This window comes from uncultured Kluyvera sp. (genome assembly GCF_902485085.1).
Classification (GTDB): Bacteria; Pseudomonadota; Gammaproteobacteria; order Enterobacterales; family Enterobacteriaceae; genus Kluyvera; species Kluyvera ascorbata.
The window spans coordinates 1-17,812 of the sequence record NZ_CABTJS010000016.1 but is presented as its reverse complement, the minus strand read 5'-3'; the positions used below and the strand labels follow the sequence as shown (position 1 = coordinate 17,812).

Annotated in this window: 14 protein-coding genes; 1 reads left to right on the top strand and 13 read right to left on the bottom strand. The window is 55.3% G+C overall.

Annotated features, from left to right (window positions below; translation table 11 throughout):
- Nucleotides 1-139: 139 nt before the first annotated feature.
- From mukB to cmoM, 4 genes are read right to left on the bottom strand one after another with little or no spacing between them, the layout of a single operon-like run.
- Nucleotides 140-4,588 carry a chromosome partition protein MukB gene (mukB, locus tag RDN66_RS03100; RefSeq protein ID WP_202216131.1) on the bottom strand — a complete coding sequence of 1,483 codons (4,449 nt, stop codon included), beginning with the start codon at nt 4,586-4,588 and terminating at the stop codon, nt 140-142.
- Nucleotides 4,588-5,292 (bottom strand): chromosome partition protein MukE, encoded by a 705-nt coding sequence (gene mukE, locus RDN66_RS03095; protein WP_035892423.1) that lies wholly within the window; start codon nt 5,290-5,292, stop codon nt 4,588-4,590. The genes mukB and mukE overlap by 1 nt, the downstream gene beginning before the upstream one ends.
- Nucleotides 5,273-6,595, bottom strand: coding sequence for a chromosome partition protein MukF (gene mukF, locus RDN66_RS03090; RefSeq protein ID WP_035892424.1), 1,323 nt, complete (start codon nt 6,593-6,595; stop codon nt 5,273-5,275). The genes mukE and mukF overlap by 20 nt, the downstream gene beginning before the upstream one ends.
- Complete coding sequence (cmoM, locus tag RDN66_RS03085) at nt 6,588-7,382, bottom strand: tRNA uridine 5-oxyacetic acid(34) methyltransferase CmoM (RefSeq protein ID WP_123651311.1); 795 nt, start codon at nt 7,380-7,382, stop codon at nt 6,588-6,590. The genes mukF and cmoM overlap by 8 nt, the downstream gene beginning before the upstream one ends.
- Before the next feature lie 124 nt (nt 7,383-7,506).
- On the opposite strand from cmoM, the gene elyC reads away from it, so the two are divergent.
- Nucleotides 7,507-8,286, top strand: a complete 780-nt coding sequence (gene elyC / locus RDN66_RS03080; protein WP_308537543.1) for an envelope biogenesis factor ElyC — start codon at nt 7,507-7,509, stop codon at nt 8,284-8,286.
- On the opposite strand, the gene RDN66_RS03075 is transcribed toward elyC, so the two are convergent.
- The 9 genes from RDN66_RS03075 to RDN66_RS03035 all read right to left on the bottom strand — a co-directional run.
- Entirely contained in the window at nt 8,263-9,156 is an 894-nt protein-coding gene (locus RDN66_RS03075; RefSeq protein WP_035892427.1) for a YcbJ family phosphotransferase, read from the bottom strand. The genes elyC and RDN66_RS03075 overlap by 24 nt on opposite strands.
- 150 nt (nt 9,157-9,306) lie before the next feature.
- Nucleotides 9,307-10,053 (bottom strand): 3-deoxy-manno-octulosonate cytidylyltransferase, encoded by a 747-nt coding sequence (gene kdsB, locus RDN66_RS03070; protein WP_035892428.1) that lies wholly within the window; start codon nt 10,051-10,053, stop codon nt 9,307-9,309.
- Complete coding sequence (gene ycaR / locus RDN66_RS03065; RefSeq protein ID WP_035892430.1) at nt 10,050-10,232, bottom strand: protein YcaR; 183 nt, start codon at nt 10,230-10,232, stop codon at nt 10,050-10,052. The genes kdsB and ycaR overlap by 4 nt, the downstream gene beginning before the upstream one ends.
- 51 nt (nt 10,233-10,283) lie before the next feature.
- A complete protein-coding gene (locus RDN66_RS03060) occupies nt 10,284-11,516 on the bottom strand; it encodes a winged helix-turn-helix domain-containing protein (protein ID WP_202216133.1) in 1,233 nt (410 codons plus the stop codon).
- 30 nt (nt 11,517-11,546) lie between these two features.
- The gene (gene lpxK / locus RDN66_RS03055; RefSeq protein ID WP_202216134.1) at nt 11,547-12,527 is read right to left on the bottom strand and encodes a tetraacyldisaccharide 4'-kinase; all 981 of its coding nucleotides are present in this window, start codon (nt 12,525-12,527) and stop codon (nt 11,547-11,549) included.
- A complete protein-coding gene (gene msbA, locus RDN66_RS03050) occupies nt 12,524-14,272 on the bottom strand; it encodes a lipid A ABC transporter ATP-binding protein/permease MsbA (RefSeq protein WP_035892433.1) in 1,749 nt (582 codons plus the stop codon). Before msbA ends, lpxK begins: the two co-directional genes overlap by 4 nt.
- 36 nt (nt 14,273-14,308) lie before the next feature.
- Entirely contained in the window at nt 14,309-16,570 is a 2,262-nt protein-coding gene (locus RDN66_RS03045; protein WP_202216135.1) for a ComEC family protein, read from the bottom strand.
- Nucleotides 16,571-16,799: 229 nt separating this feature from the next.
- Entirely contained in the window at nt 16,800-17,084 is a 285-nt protein-coding gene (ihfB, locus tag RDN66_RS03040) for an integration host factor subunit beta (RefSeq protein ID WP_015965094.1), read from the bottom strand.
- A gap of 152 nt (nt 17,085-17,236) precedes the next feature.
- A partial coding sequence (locus RDN66_RS03035) for a S1 RNA-binding domain-containing protein (protein WP_308537542.1) occupies nt 17,237-17,812 on the bottom strand: 576 nt, incomplete at its 5' end.

Genomic DNA, 17,812 nt, shown 5'->3' with positions numbered 1-17,812 from the left:
AAGAAGTCTAAAGATAATAACGCGCTATAGGCTAAATACGGATAACAAAAAAGGCGACATAAATGTCGCCTTAGGTTCTGTTTTCGGATTAAGTGTCATTTCCCGGGTTCGCTATGCTCGTCCGGGCGACATGCTACACCTACGATGCGTCGGCGGTCCCGGGCAAGGTTTCCGGCAGCTGAGCGGCGAAGCCTCGCAGACCGACAACGTGAACGTGTTCATGGTTTTGTACCACTTTACGCACCAGTTTGTAGGTCGTACCTTTCTCCGGACTGATGTTTTCCGGTGCCGCGATAATCAGCTGCATTTCCAGACGCTCGCACAGTTCGAACAGCGTCGCGATGGAGCGGGCATCCAGACGTGCGGCTTCATCAAGGAACAGCAGACGGCACGGAGACAGGTCTTTACCACGCAGACGACGCGCTTCATCCTCCCAGCTCTGCACCACCATCACCAGAATTGACATCCCGGTACCGATAGCTTCCCCGGTAGACAGCGCGCCGGACTCCGCACGCAGCCAGCCGTCGGAACCACGGTTAACCTCAACTTCCATCTCCAGATAGCTACGGTAGTCGAGCAGCTCCTCACCAATGGTTTGCGGCGTGCGCTGGCCCATATCGATTTGCGGATTCAGGCGTTGATACAGCTTCGCCAGCGCTTCTGAGAAAGTCAGGCGATTGCTGTTGAACAGATCCTGATGCTGCTCGTGTTGCTCAGACAGCACGTCCAACAGCGTCGAGTGGGTTTCACGGACGTTCACGTTCAGACGCACGCTGTTCACCTGACCAAACGACACGCTCTGCAGACCCTGGTTCAGCTGGCGGATACGGTTCTGCTCGCGCTGAATGGTTTTGCGGATAATGTTCGCCACGCTTCGGGAGCTTATCGCCAGCTTCTGTTCGCGGTTGGTCAGCTCTTCCGTCAGGCGGCTCAGCTCGATTTCCATCTGTTCGATGGCTTCAACCGGGTCGTCGGTGCGGATGATATCCTGACGAATACGTTCGCGCAGGTGCTGGTAAACGGCGACAAAGAACTGGATCTTACGTTCCGGACGTTTTGGATCTTCCGACATGCGCAGCACATCGCGCAGGTGTTCGTTATCCGCCACGGCCAGACGCAGCGCACCCAGCGCCTTATCCGACATCGAGCGCAGATCGTCAGCGGAGAGATAAGCCAGCTCGCGACGGTGCAGACGACGTTCAACGTTGTTGTCTTTCACCAGACGCATCACTGCGCACCAGCCCGCTTTCGCGCTCACCACCTGCTCGCGCATTTCGAGATAATCACGTTCCAGTTTACGCAGCTTACGGGTCAGGTTATCCATCTCCGCTTCGCAGAAGGTCAGCGCTTTTTCCAGCTGATTACGGCGCGTACGGTTGTTACTTAACTGGGCATGCAGCTCGTCGCGGCGGATACGCGCGCGCTCTTCTGCACCGGCATCGGCGCGAACGCCAATATCTTTCAACTCTTTATAGAGATCGTTAAGCAGCTCTTTTTTGGTGTCATAAGAGCTTTTCAACGATGCCAGCACTTGGCTGTACTGGCTAACCTGCGCTGCGTGAGTACGCATTGCTTCACGAGCGCGGCTACGTTCACTTTCCGCCTGCGCCAGACGTTCACGCAGTTTTTCGTTGAGATCGCTGTTGCCGGAGAGCATCTCAGCCGAATCGGAATAACCAAAGTGCGCGCGACGCTGTACCACTTCCGTGAGGGCAAACGCCTGCTGACGCGCTTCACGCTGCACCTGCTGTGACCAGGCATAATCTTCTTTCAGCTGTTCAAACTGCTCCGGGTCGTTCTGCAGAACAGAAGCGATCGGCTCCAGTTTCGCCAGCTGATTGCCGTGCTGCTGAATGAAGCGCGCGGCTTCCTGAGCTTCGTCCAGGCGTTCCTGAATTTCTTCAACGCGGTCAGCCAGCGTTTCGTCTGCCAGCAGGCTCAGGCGCGGAAGCAGACGGTTAAGCAGGGCCACGCCCTCTTTCGCCTGCTCGTACTGTGCCTGCTGCTGCTGGTTATCGCTTTCGTGGCTGCTGAGCGTACGTTCCAGTTCGTTGCGACGGGCGTTCAGTTTGCGGATTTCCGCTTCCGGATCGTCCTCAAACGCTACCGACAGATGGCTGCCGATAAAACGGCTGAACGCCTGGTGTAGACGCTGGGTTTTCTGTACGTCGAACGACAGGGTCGCAAAACGTTCGGACAGCCCTTCTCGCTCGGCGTGCAGGCTCTCAATTCGGCTTTCGCGCGCAGCACGACCAAACAGCGGTACCGATGGGAAGCGGGAATAACGCCACTGGCGGTCGGAGGTTTTCACCACCACCGCTTTTTCCAGTTCATCGACGTTGAATACGCTGTCATCAAAGGACTGCGGATCCCCTTCAATCAAATAGAGATCTTCCGGGCAATCTTCCAGCCCTTCCAGATACTCGGCGATCTGCGACAGGTCCGGTACCACGATAGCGTGGCGAGACGGCCCGTATAACGCGGAGAAATACGGCGCATCGTCGAGGCTAACGTCATCATAAATTTCGGACAGCAACACGCCGCCAAAACGTTCTGCCAGCGTATTAAGGCGTTGGTCTTCAGAACCGCCTGGCTGGCTAAGACGCTCAATTTCATCATCGACGGCACGTTTACGCGCACCAACTTCGTCGCGTTCAACGATGGCTTCACGTTCACGTTCCAGCAGCTGTTGCAGGTATTCGGTTACATCCTGGCTGGACTCAAACTGCTCGCCGCTCTGCTCACACAGCTGACTTAAGCTGTTTTGTGCCGCCAGCCATACCGGCGCACGATGCATCAGCGCGGAGATGCGCGATTGCAGCTGTTCCTGCTCCTGACGCAGCGCCATACGCTGTTCGCGGGCATCGGTCACGCAGTCGCTCAGCGCAGCGATACGCGCTTCCAGCTCGTGATGCAGCTTTTCGAGTTCGTCGATACCGTACTGTTTGCCCTGACGCTTGCAGAAATCAGCCAGCAGACGCTCGGCTTCCTGCTGCTCACGCAGACGCTGTTCCAGTTCTGTCAGACGGCTGCGCAGCGGCTGCGCTTGCTCCGCCAGATGACGCTGGTTGACGCCGTCGCGCAGCAGTTCACGCGCCACTTCCCAGGCTTCGTTACGCGCCAGCGGGCCGTTAATGGCCTCAACAATCTGGAACGCCTGTTCAAACTGGCTGTGCGCGGTCTGCGACACACTCATTTTTTGTTCGAGGGTCAGCAGTTTTTCCGTTGCTTCCTGCTCTTTGGCCTGGAAGGTTTCCAGCCATTCGCCCGCGCTTTCCGGCGTTAAGTCCGGCAAATGACACAGCGCTTTCGCACGCTCCAGCGCTTGTAGCGCCTGTGTGTACTGAATGGCGCGGGTTTGCTGGACGTCCAGCGCCTGCTGGTAGTCAGCGAGCTGGCTTTTCAGCTCATCCACTTCCAGTTCGGCGGCTTCCGCGCGCGCTTCGTTCTCTTCTTGCTGCTCGGCGGCTTCGGCCACCACTTCGTTCTGCTCTTCCAGACGAATTTGCAGCTCATCTAAGTCCGCTTCATAGCGTTCAATTTTTTCTTGCTGACGCAGCGCCGTCTGCACCAGGTTCAGATGATCGCTAGCGGCCTGGTGGTCAGCCTCCAGATCCCCTTCGGCACCGTTGTGTTCCTGGAGCTCACGGGCCATGTCGACGTGTTTGTACTGCTCTGCCGCCAGCTGAGAGCGAGAGGTGTACAGTTCGCGACGGTATTCCAGCGCTTTATCAAGATGCACACGACGCTCGTTAGCGTGGCGCATGTAGTCGGCGGCCACGTAGTCGGTGGCTTCAGAAATCAGATGTTTAAACAGGTCACGGTCAGACTGAGTGACGCGAATCGCTTCCAGCGTCATGCGGTTTTCACGCAGCGCCGCTTCCATATCCTGGAAGGCTTTACGCACACCGCTGTTTTCCGGCAACAGATAGTCACGCAGCGAGCGGGTAATTGCGCTGGAAATACCGCCGTACAGCGAGGCTTCAATCAGACGGTAGAACTTGCTACGATCCGCCGCGGAGCGCAGGCGACGGGCCACGATGCCCAAATCGAACATCAGCGCATGGTAATCCGTAATCGAGTTGAACTGCTTGAACTGCACGCCTTCGATGGTATCAAGCTTGTCCTTCAGCTCTTGCAGGCTCAGTACGCGCGCCTGGCGTTCATTCAACGTTTCAGTCAGCAGCTGCGTTGGCTGAATGGAGGTTGGCAGGCCCTGAATCGCAAATGGCTTGATGTCAACTTTACGGTCGCGCCCGGCAACCTGCTGTAGACGCACGCCCACCACCACGCGCTGATGGCGTGAGTTCATCACGTCCAGCACAGAATAACAGACGCCGGCTTTTAGCTTACCGTGCAGGCCTTTATCGCGAGAACCGCTGGTGGCCCCGGCTTCCGTGGTGTTACGAAAGTGCAGCAGGGTTAAGTCAGGAATCAGCGCCGTGACGAAAGCCGCCATGGTGGTGGATTTACCGGCACCGTTACCGCCCGAAAGCGTGGTCACCAGTTCATCTAAATCGAAGGTACGGGCGAAGAACCCGTTCCAGTTAATCAGCGTTAGCGAACGAAATTTACCGCGATCGATCATTACTCTTCCTCCCCGCTATCCTGCTGATTGTCGTCGTTCTCGTCATTGAGCTGCAGATGGTTTTCAATCGCCATCGCTTCGCCATCGCGAATCATGCGCAGTTGCGCTTCACGCGCGTCATCGCCGGAGCGAACGTCGGCGCCAAAGCGGAACACCGATTCGGTAATGCGGAATTTGCTGCTGTCATGCCCCATAAACCACACCATCCCAAGACGGCGCAGGCGGTTCAGCGAGGAGCGGACTTTCTCTTGCAGCTTCTGACGATCAAGATCAGAACCGGTTGAGCGGTTATTCACCAGCTTCAGCAGTTTGGCTTCGTCGGCCAGCGACAGTAGCTCATCGTAGAGCTCCTGTTGGGTGAAGATGCCTTCATTCGCCAGACGTTCCGGGCTCAGGTACAGGTAGCAAAGAATTTTGCCGACCATCATGTCCAGTTCGGATAAGACCGAGCGAGGAATCAGCGTAGTAGAGCGCGGGCGCAGATAGAAGAACCCTTCCGGCGCGCGAATCAGCTCTACGTTATAGCGGGCGTAAAACTCTTCCAGATATTCCTGGAAATCCATTAAAAAGGCGTGGTTGTCCAGTTCATCCAGACCGATGTGGCGACCACCGCGCAACGCGCTATCCAGCGCCGGGAAAAGGGGGTTGGCCAGGGCCTGTGCCAGTTTAACCGGCATCACTTGTTCAATATTTATCGATGACATGCGCCTGTACCTTGGCTCCGTAATCATTAATCGACTGCCATTTAGCCGGCAGTCCGGTGAAATCTGCTTGCGCCACGCCCAAACGTACCGCCTGGTCTACCACGATTCTCGCGACGTCGAAGTGACGCGCGCGCGGATACTGCACCAGGTATTCTTTCACCACCAGACCGAGGTCCAGCGGCAGCTGTTTGGTTCGATAGATAGCCAACTGTTCTTCAATTAGCGCGGCGAGCTGTTCGCGAATTTCGTTAAATTCTTCGTACTCTAAATCCGGCGGAAGTTCCCCGGTGACCTCTTCGTCGCGCAGCGTCATCTCTTCATCACGCATGTCCAGCAGACGGTCGGCGCTGGCGTAGGTGAGCGCCCACGGCGCGTCGAAGTAAGACTGTACCGACTGGCGCAAACGCTGAGCAAACACGCGGTTTTTATCCATATCGATAGCGGTACGGATAAATTTATGCACGTGGCGGTCGTAGCCAATCCACAGGTCAATCGCCTGCTGGCCCCAGCTCACGATGCGGTCAAGCTTGCTTTGCAGATCGAATACCAGCCTGTCCACAAAGTGCAGATCGTTATGGCTCAACGTCGCATCCTGAATACGCAGCAGGTTGGCCTGTAGCTTGTCGCCCGCGGCATCTAACGTATCCTGCAGTTCACGCAGGGTGCCGGAGGTTTCAGAAAGCAGCAGCTCACAGCTGGAGATAGCCGCGCGCCAGTCTTTGTTCAGCAACTGGGCAATATCGTCTTTCACCGATTGCTGCTGCTCGTCCATAATGCGCTGCGTCAGATCGATACTGTCGAATATCTCGGCCACCGAGTATTTCAGCGGTGCGTAAACGTTACGATGCCAGTGAAATTCATCGCCACCCTCGTCGGCGGAATCCGCCGCGCGCTTGAGCTCGCTGGCAACAATCGACAGCTGCATAGAGAGGCGCAGAGTGGAGAATTCACGCTGACGAATATAATAGTCGGTGATGCCAATCCCCAGCGGAGTCAGACGATAAATGGCGTTGCCTTCCGTGATTTCGCTGGTAAAGCGGTTCAGCAGACGTTGGCGAACCAGGTCGTTAATCGCGTTATTGGCACGAGTCCCGATGGTTTCACTGGTTTGCTCAAACGCATCACTGACGTGACGAAACGCGTCCACCAGCTCGCCTTCCGTCATTTCACCTTCCAGTCGTTCACCGTTCAGCGTTGCAATAGCCAGCAAAAACGAGAGCCTATCGACGGGTAGCGAAATGGCGAAATCATTTTTCCTGGCCCAGGCAACCAGTTCGGGGACTGTCTGGGAAAATTCACTCATCGTTTATCCTTGTTTCTGTCTGCGGCTTCAGCGCGGTGACATGAATATAACGCCCCAGGCTAATATAGGGTTCCTGGCGGCAATAGCGCGTTTCAAGCTCCAGCAAAATATCAAAACTGTTTTTTTGCATCTGTTTATCGCGCAAATAGTCATGAAACACCCGCACGCCGGTTTTCCCGTCAATTTGCCAGCCGCTCTCTTCCAGCCAGCGATAGACCTGTTGCGGATCGCGCGGGTAGTTCGGCGACAGCGTACGTCTTTTCTTTTTAGGCATGCCTAGCGCCACGTAATCGAAGTTGCCGACCACCATGTTACGCATCAACAGGCCGTTTGCATTGTAGAACATTAATGATAATGCGCCGCCCGGACGCAGCACCGACCACAGCGTGTTAAGCACGTCCTGCGGTTCGGCCACCCACTCCAGCACAGCATGGAACAATATCAGATCAACCGGGCTTTCCAAATGCTCAGCCACATCCTGGACCGCGCATTGTACGAAATGCATGTTGTGGCTCACACCTTTCTCGCAGGCGGCCTGCGTTGCCCGGGCGATCATCTCTTCGGAAAGATCGCATAGCGTTACGTGATGACCACGCTCCGCCATTTTGATGGCCGTCTGGCCTTCACCACCACCGGCATCCAGGATACGCAGCGGCTGCGGCCCCATTTTAGCCAGCAGCGCGTCAAGATCTTGCCACAGAATAGCCTGGCGCAGCTGTCCCTTCGTGGTGCCGTATATATTGCGGGAAAATTTATCCGCAATGTCATCGAAATTGCGATCCTTCACAGGACATCCTCACATCGCCAGTGACAAAGGGGCTATTTTGTCACACCCACGGCGATAATGAAGCTATCTGGTGTAATATCGCTGCATTCATACGGTCGGATGGTTAAAAAAGGAACGGTGCCGAATGCTTTTTACGCTGAAAAAGTATATTGGCGGCATGATGCTGCCGCTGCCCCTGCTTCTGTTGCTGATAGGTTTGGGAATATTCCTGGTCTGGTTCACCCGCTTTCAAAAACTGGGCAAAGGGGCCATTACCGTAGGATGGCTGGCGCTGCTGCTGCTCAGTCTTCAGCCGGTCGCTGATGGGTTACTCAAACCGATTGAAGATAAATACCCGACATGGCGCGGTGAAGAACCCGTGAAGTACGTTGTTGTACTCGGTGGCGGGTATACCTGGAACCCGGAGTGGGCGCCCAGTTCAAACCTTATCAACAACAGTTTGCCAAGGCTTACTGAAGGTATTCGTCTGTGGCAGGCCAATCCGGACGCGAAGATTATCTTCACCGGTGCGCGGGCAACCACGAATACGGTAAGCACCGCAGAAGCGGGGGCCAGAGTTGCTGAGAGCCTTGGCGTACCGCGCAGCGAAATCATCGTGCTCGATACCCCGAAAGATACCGAAGAAGAGGCCGGCGCCGTGAAGGCTGCCATCGGCGACGCCCCTTTCCTACTGGTGACATCAGCGTCTCATTTGCCTCGTGCGATGATCTTCTTTCAACACGCCGGGCTGCACCCGCTGCCTGCGCCAGCCAACCAGTTGGCCATCACCTCTCCGCTTAACCCGTGGGAGCGTATCATCCCTTCCCCGGTTTGGCTGATGCACAGCGACCGGGTCGGATATGAGACGCTGGGACGAATCTGGCAGTGGTTGAAAGGGGGCTCAGGAGAGCCAGGGGAGCAGTGATTTTGAGGCCAGATCGAAGTTGGCCCGGCTGAATTTGCCGGTATTAACCAACTGCTCAACCTCATCCCACAGCAGATATAGCCAGCGCCGCCAGAGAAACGCCTCTGAGACCGGCGCGCGCTGGAGATAGTGCCAGAGCAGCTGTTCCGCTTGCCCGCTCTCATGCAGCCGGAACAACTCATATTCACGCGGTGCCCAGAGAATCGCCCCCGGTCCTACCATCGCCAGCAGCTGATCGCTGCGGGAATCTTTCAGCATGCTGCGCAAAGTCAGATGCCCGTGCACCAGAACGCAGTTATCGCTAAAACCTTCAAACAGCGCATCGAGACACTCACGGGTGCGAAACAGCAGCCGCTTATCCTGCATGGTCAGCCCGGTATTCTGGTAAAGATTGAGCGTTCCCCACAGCACTTCAATACGCTGGCGATACCAGTGCGGCCAGCTATTTTCCTGCGTACCGTCAACAAAGCCGACGCAGCCTGAGCTGTCTACCCGATGCCATGCCAGCAGCGCTTCCACGATTTGATCTTTTAGCGCGTCCCACCGCTGAGGGTTACGGGTGGGTGCTTCAACGGGTACGCCGCGCAGGCGCTCAAGCAACAGTACGTCTGGCCCTGGGTGTTCTTCATGCGTCATCACCCCATATACCACCGGCATCCGCACGGTGCCGTGACGAGCCAGCGTGGAGATTTTCCATGCCAGCTGGCGCGCTACGCCTGGCGATGAAAAGCTCCTCGCCAACAGCGGCATGGGATTTCCTTCGGCATCATACAGCGACCACAGCGCGGTATCCGTCTGCTCGTTAATACATTCCACACGGCTGAGCGATTCTCCCAGCAGGTGGCTGAGTTCTGCACGTAGCTGTTCCATGTCAGATTACCCCTATGAAAGCCATTGCTTTCATAATGAGCATATGAAATATGAATTTCACCAGACAAGATCAAAATTGAAACAGAAAGTCAGGAAATACCCGAGATGTAGTCAATAATGTTGCCCCCTCAGAACGAGGGGGCGACGGGATTACTTCAGCTCAGCGCGAACGCGGGCCAGATCTTCCGGTGTATCCACCCCTGTGCCCGGCACTTCTTTTGCCACCGCAACGTGAATTTTTTCTCCGTACCACAGCACGCGCAGCTGTTCGAGCATCTCAATGTGCTCCAGCGGGCTTGGCGCCCAGTTGACGTAGCGGCGGATAAATCCAGCGCGGTAGCCGTAAATGCCAATGTGGCGCAGCAGCGTATCGCCAATCGCTTCGCGGCTGTTGGCAAAACGATCGCGATCCCATGGGATCGTGGCTCGGGAGAAGTACAGCGCGTAGCCGTCTTTATCCATGACCACTTTTACCGCGTTCGGGTTAAAAGCTTCTTCTGCATCATGGATCGGCACCGCCAGCGTTGCCATACCGGAATGGCTGGCCGCCAGGTTTTCCGCTACCTGACGGATAATTACCGCCGGGATCATCGGCTCGTCGCCCTGCACGTTAACGATAACGGTATCATCGCTAAAACCGCATTTCTCGACCACTTCCGCCAGACGCTCGGTTCCGGACTGATGATCGGCACGGGTCATGCACACTTCGCCACCGGCCGCTTCAACGGCTTTCGCTACGTCAGCATGGTCAGTTGCCACAATGATGCGATCGGCTCCAGACTCACGCGCGCGTTCCAGTACGTGCACAATCATCGGTTTGCCGTTGATATCCTGTAACGGCTTTCCCGGCAGACGCGTGGACGCAAAACGAGCGGGAATAATCACGACAAAACTCATGGTCGATTCTCTTCAGCAGCTAAAACGCGGGCTTCGTTTTCCAGCAATACGGGGATTCCGTCACGCAGGGGAAACGCCAGATTATCAAGTTTGCAAATCAGTTCTTGCTTGTCCTGGCTGTAGTAGAGTTTGCCGTTGCAAACCGGGCAGGCAATAATTTCAAGTAGACGGTGATCCATGGTTCCTCCTGATGGGCCGTATCGAAAACCAGTGCAGCATATCATAGAGCGCTACCGGTCTACGTCAATCTCCCAACCGTGTCGTTGTTCACTAAAGAGTTTTTCAGCCACCGCACCGAGTTTCACCCGCGTCGCACCCTGCCAGCGGGCAAAATCGTTAATGGCCTGAATGAGCCCCTTTTCCAGATGCTGGCTGACCCGCACGCCCGTTTCCAGGTACAGTGCAAAAATTTCCAGCACCCCATCTGTACGATGCATCTTGCTGTCCATACGCCCAACGATTTCCCCACGATGCAGCAATGGCAGCACAAAGTAGCCGTACTGGCGTTTCGGCGCTGGCGTGTAGCACTCCAGGCGGTAGGTAAAGTTGAAAAATTGCTCTGCACGTTTGCGATCCCACACCACGGGATCAAACGGTGAAAGCACGGCGCTATGCGTCGCGTTCAGCTTCCCCTCCGCCGCACGCTTCAATTCCGGCAGCAGGCTCTGGTGTACCCACATTTCACCAAGCTGTTCGACGTCAACCGGCACCACCAACTGGCGCTCCTGCCACTCAGCCAGCAGTAAAGCGAGAGCGGGGCGGCGCAGACGGTAATAATCCGCCAGCCACTCTGGGCGGAAAATGCCCAGGCTGCGAGCACTGTTTTCCAGCATAACGGCCTCGGCCTGTGGTTGGGCCAGCGCATCGGTTTCATCGTTCCAGCAAGGCATAACGCGTTCAGTTAGATCGTAGACCCGTTGGAAGTTGCGACGTTCGATAACCATCACTTCCCCGGCGGTAAAGAGGCCTTCGAGATGACGTTTATGCGGTTTCCATTCCCACCAACCGCTCTCCCCCTTACGTGGGTGAACGAAATCAGCCGAGCGCACCGGGCCATTCTGTGCAATATGGGATTTCAACGCGGCGATGTCATCGGCGTGTTCGTCCATCCAGCTCTGGTGATACTTCCAGCCCATATTGTGTGGGGCAAGCATACGATGCCTGACCAGAGAGAAGTCACTTCGCGGAAGGAAGCAGGCTTCATGTGCCCAGTATTCCATTAATTCACCGCGAGAAAGCGCCTCATCCAGCCACGATGGCGAATAAGCACCAAGACGGCTGAAGAGCACCAGATAGGGGCTACGCGCGACCACGTTGATGGTGTCAATTTGCAACAGGGACATTTGCTGAATAGCAGGAAGAATATCGGCCGCCCTAGCCAAGCGGCGCGGGCGGTTAAGCAACCCCTGTGCCGCGAGATGAAGATGGCGTGCGGCACGAAGGGTAAGATGCAACTTAGACATGCGGACTCCCCTAATTGTCGCCGAGGCCGTTTAGCGTCGTGCGAGGGTAATCAGTTCCTGAAGCAGCGTCTGTGCGCGGTCACCGGACAGTACGGCGTCCACCGGCAGATACCACCAGTTTTCATGCGCAAAGCGGCGGCATTTCACCGCATCTTTTTCCGTCATTATCAGCGTCTGGTCGGGGTTAACCAATGCCAGCACGTCTGCTTCGACCAGCGCTTGATGATCCGCTAACGCCACCGTACGCACGGGATGCGCGCCGCAGTCGTTAAGCGTGGCGAAAAAGCGTGGGGGGTGGCCGATACCGGCCATTGCGACCACATTCTGTAAGGTTGATACCGGACGACGCTCGCCGGTTAACAGGTTAATGGCATCGCCAGGCTTAAGGTGCATCGGAATTTCACCCGACAGCGCTTCGCCGCCGTTCACAATGCGTGCATCGACTGAATCCAGCCTTGAGGCCCGCTCACGCATTGGCCCTGCGGGAAGCCACCAGCCGTTACCAAAGCGGCGTACGCCGTCGATAACCACAATCTCTTTATCACGTGCCAGGCGGTAGTGCTGCAGGCCATCGTCGGTGACGATAAGCTGGAGATCGTGCGCTGCCAGCAGAGCTTTCACGGCATCGACGCGGATCGGAGATACAGCGACGGGAGCCCCCGTGCGCTGGAAAATAAGGACTGGTTCATCGCCGGCCTGAGCCGTAGTTGTTTGCGCCGTTAACAACAGCGGATAACGTTCGGCTTTACCGCCGTAGCCGCGCGACACGACACCAACGCGAATCCCCTGACGCTGTAGCTGCTCCACCAGCCAGATGACAACCGGCGTTTTACCATTGCCGCCCGCCGTGAGGTTTCCCACCACCACAACGGGACAAGGCGACCGCCAGGATTTCTTAATACCAAGCTGATAGCACAGGCGGATGATGCCGCTCACCAGGCCATACAGCCAGGAGAGCGGTAGCAGCAGTAGCCAAAGCGGCGATTCGCCTGACCAGATTTTCGCTATCATTCGCCAAACTGCATTTTGTGCAGCTGCGCGTAGACGCCGCGATGGGCAAGCAGGTCGTTATGGTTACCACGTTCAACGATCTGGCCATCTTCAACAACGATAATTTCGTCAGCTTGTTCAATGGTCGACAGGCGGTGGGCAATCACCAGCGAAGTGCGGTTCTTCTGGAGCTCATCAAGCGCGGCCTGAATCGCACGTTCGGACTCCGTATCCAGCGCCGAGGTGGCTTCATCAAGGATCAGGATTGGGCTGTTGCGCAGCAGCGCACGCGCAATAGCGATACGCTGACGTTGGCCACCGGAAAGCAGCACGCCGTTTTCGCCGATCACGGTATCGAGGCCGTTATCCATCTTATTGATAAAGTCCATCGCATAGGCCATGCGGGCGGCTTCTTCAATCTGCTCACGGCTGAATTCATCCGTACGCGCATAGGCAATGTTGTTAGCCACCGTGTCGTTGAACAGATGCACATTTTGCGATACCAACGCGACCTGGTTACGTAGAGAGGAAAGCTTGTACTCGCGCAGGTCGTGACCATCGAGCAGAATTTCTCCTTCATCGATATCGTAAAAACGGGTCAACAGGCTCGCAATGGTGGATTTACCTGAGCCAGAACGACCCACAAGCGCAACGGTTTTACCCTCAGGAATGGCCAGGCTTATCTTTTTCAATGCTGGCGTATCGCGGCCAGGATAGGTGAAGGTTACGTTGCGGAATTCGACGTTGCCTTTTGCTCGGTCAATATCCAGTTTGCCTTCGTCTTTTTCTTGTTCGCTATCCAGGATAGAGAATAGCGTCTGACATGCAGCCATACCGCGCTGGAACTGGGCGTTAACGTTAGTCAGTGACTTCAGCGGACGCATCAGCGCAATCATGGACGAGAAGACCACAGTGATGGTACCTGCGGTCAGGGTTTCCATTACGCTCGGGAAGCTTGCAGCATACAGCACGAATGCTAACGCCAGCGACGCAATCAGCTGAATGATCGGGTCAGAGATAGAAGACGCAGAAACCAGCTTCATGCCCTGTAAACGCATTTTGTTGCTGACCTTATCAAAGCGGTTGGTTTCCACTTCCTGGCCACCAAACATCAGCACTTCTTTATGCCCTTTCAGCATCTGCTCAGCGCTGGTGGTCACCTGCCCCATGGTGTTCTGCATGTTTTTACTGATGTTACGGAAGCGCTTAGAGACGATGCGGATAGCCATCGAAACGATAGGCGCCAGGACAATCAGAATAATCGACAGTTGCCAGCTGTAATAGAACATCATGATGAACAGGCCAATGATAGACGCCCCTTCACGCACCACGGTAATCAGCGCGTTTGATGACGAAGAAGCAACCTGTTCAGAGTCGTAGGTAATGCGCGACAGCAGCGTACCGGTCGACTGTTTATCGAAGAAAGAGACCGGCATCCCCATCATATGACCGAACAATCGGCGACGCATGGTCATGACAACCTTGCCGGAAACCCAGGATATACAGTAGCTTGAGATATAGCTTGTGATACCACGCAGGATCATCAAGCCAACAACGACCAGCGGCATCCACAGCAGCACTGAGCGATCCGTTTTACCAAAACCATCATCCAGTAACGGTTTAAGAAGCGATAGCATGAAGGTATCGCTGGCTGCGTTAAGGATTAACGCAACGCCCGCCACGAGCAGCCCAGCTTTGTACGGTGCAATAGTCGGCCAGAGTCGGCGGAAGGTCTGCCACGTGGAGAGATCTTTGTCGTTCTGCATTCAAAAAACCAGCTTGTGTTGAAATAGCCGCATATTCTACCCGTTATCGCGAGTCTCGCCAAACCACTGATGATACCAACGTGGTAAAAGTTGATCTCGTAAGCCTTCAATCCGCCAGCTATTTGCGCTAAATGTCACCGTTATCTGCCCCTGATGTGGGGTATCAAACCAGGCATATCGCTGCTGTAGATAGCGCGTCTTCACCTTAGTGGAAGGCAGTCGCCACGCGTTATAGCGGGATGCGGAAGCCAGAGCGGCAACGCCGCCCACCCGTTGTAGCAGTGCCATTCCCGATGATGTCGAGCTGCCGTGATGTGGAACCTGAATAATTGTAGACGCAAACGGCTGCCAGTAATGGCGTATCATGGCCATTTCCGCCGGTAATTCAATATCTCCGGTCAGCAGGATACTGTTCTTGCCATCATCAACCCTGACCACGCATGAGCCGTTATTGCCTTTTGCTGGTGGCCCGGGTAACGGCCAGAGCGCCTGAAACGTAAGCCCCTGCCATTGCCAGCGCTCGCCCCGGGCACAGGGTTGATGCCCCTGCCATCCCAGTGGGCTTCTCACCCACATTCCAGGCCAGGCTTTTTGCAACGAATGCAGCCCGCCACGGTGATCCAGATGATCGTGGCTGAGAATAATCCCCTGTGGCGTAAGCTGGTGCCAGCGCAGCCAGGGAATAATAAGCTGTTCACCGCTGTCGCCATCGGGCCATGCCAGTCCCGTATCATAGAGAAGCGCGTTATCTCCCCGGGAAATAACCATGGCCAAACCCTGGCCGACATCAAGCATAGTGACCTGCCAGCGGTCCGGTGGCGTTTGTCGCCAGACGGGGAATGAAAGTAGCGTGCACAACGACACAGCAACCGCTGGAAAGCGAAGCCAGCCATTCAGTTTCCACATCAGTAGCACCAGCCACGGCACCAATGACATACCTAGCCAGGCGCTTCCAATCCTCCACCATCCCGTAGGCAGGAGCCTAAGATAGCCAAAGACTACCGACATCACCCAATCGCCGCTATGCCAGGCCGCCATCTCGATAACAGTAGGCCCACATAAATGCATTAACATGGCGCATAAAATCAGCGGCACGGCAATAAACGTGACGACCGGAACCGCAATCAGGTTAGCAAAGAGCGATGTCATACTAACGCCGTGAAAAAGCAGAATCTGCAACGGTGCCAGTAGCAGCATCAGCCCCAACTGTAGGTGGACAAGGCTCATCAAGGGACGCACCAGGCGCGGAAAACCCTCCGTGCGCAGCGGAAACCACTGATACCAGAATATTAAGGTCGCAACCGCAAATGCTGATAACCACAGACTATCGGAGAGTATCGCCAGCGGATCAATGAATACGATAATCGCCAGACAGCATAGCCATACCTCCCACCCCGTCCAGCGCAGGCCGCTGAGCCGCAGCAGGCACCAGACAAGCGCGGCGATAACGGTTCTCAGCGCGGGTGGCTGCATGCCTGTCAGCATGGCGTAGGCAACCCCCCCTGACAGTGAGACCAGCAGCGGTAAGCGCCAGTTAATCAGCCAGCCCGGCAGGAAAAACTGAATCGCGCGAATAAGCAGCCAGCCAATGGATGCGCCTAGCGTAATATGCAGGCCGGATATCGCCATCAGGTGTGATGTTCCGGTCTCCTGCATCAGCGCTTTAATCTCTGGAGAAACGGAAAGCCTTTCGCCCATGCCTAGTGCGAGCATCACATCGCGCCAGTAGAAATCAGCAAGCGTAGTTTTTAGCGAGTTAAGATAACGAGCCCGCAGGCTACAGGTACTATCCAGCACCTGCGCGTCAATAATCCGCCCGGTCAGCGATCGATGCTGAGACAACGCATAGCGTTGAGAATCGAACCCACCATCATTGAGCTGACCGTGCACCGCCCTGGCGCGAATCGTCATACGCCAGCGCTGGCCAGCACAGGACGATTGCGGCAGATAGCTGCCGTACAATGCAATTGCCGGGCTGACAAACAACCGATGCCCTTCCAGCGTCGTAATCTTTCCCTGATGTGTCGTTTGCCCATCGGTCTGCGTGAGCAGTATCTCGACCTGCCGATTTTTCGCTGGAATAGCTTCAGCAGGCCATTGAACCTGCCACGCCGCCAGGACACCCCAGCAGAAGACCAAACCAGTAATGCCTACTCTCCGCCCTATCTTGCTGCACGTGCCCAACACAATCAGAATTGGAATGGCAATATAGATGGCGTTAAGCGGCGGTAAGGCCGGTAGCACAGTAAGCGGTAAAACACCTGCCAGTATGCAGCATGCAAGCTCGGGTAGACGCATCAACACCTCCTTGTTGGCCGAAGTGTTGCGCACACCGTTTGCGTTGTCGCGCATCATCCGTCGCGATTACGAGAAGGATTCAGAAGAACATTCGCTGCATGCAGCCGTTGCAGTAAAAGTGTGGAGGCTGATTCCAGATGACAGGAAAAAAGCTGGACGACAGAAATGAAAAAAGCACCCGTAGGTGCTTTTTTCTCAACCAAGTTTACCGCCAGATGGCAGGTGAAACTCAATCATAAATATTGGCGCGATCGCGCAGTTCTTTACCCGGCTTAAAGTGCGGCACGTACTTGCCTTCCAGTTCCACTTTGTCGCCAGTCTTCGGGTTACGCCCGGTACGTGGTGCTCTGTAGTGCAGAGAGAAGCTGCCGAAACCGCGGATTTCAATGCGCTCGCCCTGTGCCAGGGTTGAAGCCATATGCTCCAGCATCTCTTTCACCGCATCTTCCACTGCTTTAGCAGGGATATGGGATTGCTGGCTGGCAAGTCTTTCAATCAATTCTGACTTGGTCATGATTCCTCCGGTTTCCTTTAACGGAAAATTAGCTAACAGCTTATTAAACAAGGGCGGCCGTAGCCGCCCTTTGTGCTAGATTACAGGCCTAAACCTGCAATCTGTCAAGTAAACTAATCACAATTCAGGTTGTTAAACCCAAATGCGTAAGATTACTCGCCTTTAGCTGCTTTGAATGCTTCAGCCATTGCGTTGGAGAAATTGCCTTCTTCCTGTTTGTTGTTAACAGTAGCGATTGCATCTTTCTCGTCAGCTTCGTCTTTAGCACGTACGGACAGGCTAATTGCGCGGTTTTTACGATCAACACCGGTGAATTTAGCTTCAACGTCGTCACCAACGCTCAGTACCAGAGTTGCATCTTCAACGCGGTCACGGGATGCTTCAGAAGCACGCAGGTAACCTTCAACGCCGTCAGCCAGTTCTACGGTTGCGCCTTTAGCGTCAACTGCAGTTACTTTACCGTTAACGATAGCGCCTTTCTTGTTCAGAGCAACCCAGTTGTTGAACGGATCTTCTGCGAGCTGTTTAACGCCCAGGGAGATACGTTCACGTTCTGCGTCAACCTGCAGAACAACTGCAGCGATTTCGTCGCCTTTTTTGTATTCACGTACTGCTTCTTCGCCTGCAACGTTCCAGGAGATGTCAGACAGGTGAACCAGGCCGTCGATGCCGCCGTCCAGGCCGATGAAGATACCGAAGTCAGTGATAGACTTGATTTTACCTTCAAC

What these genes read in the sequence shown, in the direction of transcription:
- mukB (WP_202216131.1), bottom strand. Translation starts at nt 4,588, where the DNA reads ATGATCGATCGCGGTAAATTTCGTTCGCTAACGCTGATTAACTGGAAC.
- mukE (WP_035892423.1), bottom strand. Translation starts at nt 5,292, where the DNA reads ATGTCATCGATAAATATTGAACAAGTGATGCCGGTTAAACTGGCACAG.
- mukF (WP_035892424.1), bottom strand. Translation starts at nt 6,595, where the DNA reads ATGAGTGAATTTTCCCAGACAGTCCCCGAACTGGTTGCCTGGGCCAGG.
- elyC (WP_308537543.1), top strand. Translation starts at nt 7,507, where the DNA reads ATGCTTTTTACGCTGAAAAAGTATATTGGCGGCATGATGCTGCCGCTG.
- RDN66_RS03075 (WP_035892427.1), bottom strand. Translation starts at nt 9,156, where the DNA reads ATGGAACAGCTACGTGCAGAACTCAGCCACCTGCTGGGAGAATCGCTC.
- kdsB (WP_035892428.1), bottom strand. Translation starts at nt 10,053, where the DNA reads ATGAGTTTTGTCGTGATTATTCCCGCTCGTTTTGCGTCCACGCGTCTG.
- ycaR (WP_035892430.1), bottom strand. Translation starts at nt 10,232, where the DNA reads ATGGATCACCGTCTACTTGAAATTATTGCCTGCCCGGTTTGCAACGGC.
- RDN66_RS03060 (WP_202216133.1), bottom strand. Translation starts at nt 11,516, where the DNA reads ATGTCTAAGTTGCATCTTACCCTTCGTGCCGCACGCCATCTTCATCTC.
- lpxK (WP_202216134.1), bottom strand. Translation starts at nt 12,527, where the DNA reads ATGATAGCGAAAATCTGGTCAGGCGAATCGCCGCTTTGGCTACTGCTG.
- msbA (WP_035892433.1), bottom strand. Translation starts at nt 14,272, where the DNA reads ATGCAGAACGACAAAGATCTCTCCACGTGGCAGACCTTCCGCCGACTC.
- RDN66_RS03045 (WP_202216135.1), bottom strand. Translation starts at nt 16,570, where the DNA reads ATGCGTCTACCCGAGCTTGCATGCTGCATACTGGCAGGTGTTTTACCG.
- ihfB (WP_015965094.1), bottom strand. Translation starts at nt 17,084, where the DNA reads ATGACCAAGTCAGAATTGATTGAAAGACTTGCCAGCCAGCAATCCCAT.